Here is a 2,268-nt window from a genome sequence, read left to right on the forward strand (position 1 = left end):
GTAACCTGAGTTACATCAATAGGTATGTAATTAGGTTTAATAGAAGATAAATTTGTACCTTTCCTAATAAATCCTCACATCATAGATATTCAGGATTTTATTGATAGATTTATGGTAACATCTCTAAAATAGTCGCCATTGGTAAATAAAGTTTTAGTGGTTGACTAGAAAAGGGAATAAACTGATGATATTCATAAAATGCCTTAGCTTGATCATTTTTAGCATCTACAACAACTGCCATAGAAGCTACTTCATTATTTTTACTTCTTTGTAAAGCATCAAATAGTAAAAAAGTACCTAATCCCTGATTTTGATAATTTTTATCAATTGCTAATCTTCCTAATAATGTGGCTGGAAGTAAAGGATATTTAGGCAATTTTCGGATGATAACATCAGGTAAATCAGTTAATTGAATAGCAGTTGCAGCTAATGTATAATAACCAGCAATATGTTGTTTTTCCAAATCATATAAAACAAATACTGCTGTCAAAAATCGCCGTACATCTTCTTTAGCTTGTTTTTTTAAATAATAGTCCAGTGCTTCTATTCCACAGGAAAAATCATCTCGGTTGTGTTGAGATGAAATAGGTTCAATAATATAATTAAAGCTAGGAATAGTCATTTTAATCCTATTGCTTTTTTATACTCCGCCGCAGCTTTCATCATCCTTTCATTAGGTACTGGAGGATGCAGTAGTGATTCTACAAAAGATTGAGAATCTTCTAAACTTAATTTAATCTGATTATGTTCTGAAATTACTCGACGGGCATGAGATTGTGCGCTTCTAATGACAAAATCGGTTAAAGTTGTTCCTTCAATTTCCGCAGCAATTTGTAATAGTTCTTTCTGTTCTGAAGTTAATCGTGCTTCTAAACGTTCTTTTTTAGATAATGGGGATTTTCCAGTATTCAACATAAATTTTATGGTTCTCAACTTCTTTTATTGTACGTCTAATTTCCGTACTTTGATATTTTTTTGATAAATTACTTGTAATGGCATATTTTCTCATCTACTGCAAACAATATGTCAGAAGTTGAGGATCTTAAACTACAAAATAACATCCTATTCATCCTTAAATCCTGGATATCCTGATTCAGACAATATTTACCCTAAAAATCTTTATCATAGTATTAAAATCAATTCAATATATATTCTGGAGTTACTATGGAAACCACTCAAGCAGTGATTGATCCCCCTACTCCCACAATTGCAGATCATTATACGCCTAAATTTACCTTACCAGATCATACACAACTACCAGACTCAGACGGAAATTTCGTGAAGAACTTCCAAGAACATCCCCAAAGTATAGTATTAACTAGTTCAATTGAACCAGTATTACAAAAATTACACCCAGACGGTAATTATTGTATTGGTCAAGATAGCGGTATTTACTGGCGTTTAGTTGATCCACCAGAAAAAGGTGCGGAAGCTCCCGATTGGTTTTATGTGCCAAATGTTAGTCCTAAACTTAATGGAGAATACAGAAGGTCTTATGTACTATGGAAGGAATTTGTAGCGCCATTAATTGCTATTGAGTTTGTCTCAGGAAATGGGGATGAAGAGAGAGATAAAACCCCTCCCAGTGACACGGAAAAAGCGGGTAAATTTTGGGTTTATGAACAAGCGATTAGGATTCCTTTTTATGCAATTTTTGAAGCGAAAAAAGCATTATTAGAGGTATATTGCTTAGTTCAGGGACATTATGAAAGGATACAACCCAACGCACGAGGACATTTTCCAATTCCGCCAATGGGTGTGGAATTAGGTTTAATAGAAGATGATGGTATACCTTGGGTACGTTGGTGGGATGAAATGGGTAATTTATTGTTAACTGGTGATGAAAGAGCTATTGTAGAAAAACAAGCTCGTTTAGAAGCAGAAGCAATTGCTGAACAAGCAAATTTAGCTAAAAAACAAGCAAATTTAGCTAAACAACAAGCAGAAATTGCTAAACAACAAGCAGAAATTGCTAAACAACAAGCAGAAATTGCTAAACAACAAGCGGAGGAAATTGCTCAACAGGAAAGACAACAAAAGGAGAAGTTAGCAGCTTATTTAAGGTCATTAGGTGTTAATCCTGATGATATTTAGTATATAGCTGGTAGGCGATCGCTGTCATTATTTTTTGATAGCGATGTAACCCACATTCCGCACCCTCAACTGTCACAGATCAAAAAAGCCATTGAAGTAGTACATAATAACTAAAGGTCACTCAAAAATTAAGAGGCTTAATGAGAATAAATAGCATTAAAAATGAGAGGAAAC

At 33.9% G+C, this 2,268-nt stretch carries 3 protein-coding genes; 1 reads left to right on the forward strand and 2 read right to left on the reverse strand.

What is annotated here, in order from left to right:
- Positions 1-109 precede the first annotated feature (109 nt).
- Together H6F32_RS20155 and H6F32_RS20160 are read right to left on the reverse strand one after the other, a co-directional pair.
- Positions 110-622 carry a GNAT family N-acetyltransferase gene (locus tag H6F32_RS20155; protein WP_190371045.1) on the reverse strand — a complete coding sequence of 171 codons (513 nt, stop codon included), beginning with the start codon at positions 620-622 and terminating at the stop codon, positions 110-112.
- Positions 619-915: a DUF1778 domain-containing protein gene (locus H6F32_RS20160; RefSeq protein ID WP_190371046.1), complete on the reverse strand. Its 297-nt coding sequence runs from the start codon at positions 913-915 to the stop codon at positions 619-621. Before H6F32_RS20160 ends, H6F32_RS20155 begins: the two co-directional genes overlap by 4 nt.
- 249 nt (positions 916-1,164) lie before the next feature.
- Between H6F32_RS20160 and H6F32_RS20165 the strand changes: the two genes are divergently transcribed.
- Positions 1,165-2,094 carry a Uma2 family endonuclease gene (locus tag H6F32_RS20165; protein ID WP_190371047.1) on the forward strand — a complete coding sequence of 310 codons (930 nt, stop codon included), beginning with the start codon at positions 1,165-1,167 and terminating at the stop codon, positions 2,092-2,094.
- Positions 2,095-2,268 lie beyond the last annotated feature (174 nt).

Source organism: Anabaena sp. FACHB-1237, assembly GCF_014696225.1.
In the GTDB taxonomy this organism is placed as follows: Bacteria; Cyanobacteriota; Cyanobacteriia; order Cyanobacteriales; family Nostocaceae; genus FACHB-1237.

Coding starts and splice junctions, on each gene's coding strand:
- H6F32_RS20155 (WP_190371045.1), bottom strand. CDS start 622: ATGACTATTCCTAGCTTTAATTATATTATTGAACCTATTTCATCTCAA.
- H6F32_RS20165 (WP_190371047.1), top strand. CDS start 1,165: ATGGAAACCACTCAAGCAGTGATTGATCCCCCTACTCCCACAATTGCA.
- H6F32_RS20160 (WP_190371046.1), bottom strand. CDS start 915: ATGTTGAATACTGGAAAATCCCCATTATCTAAAAAAGAACGTTTAGAA.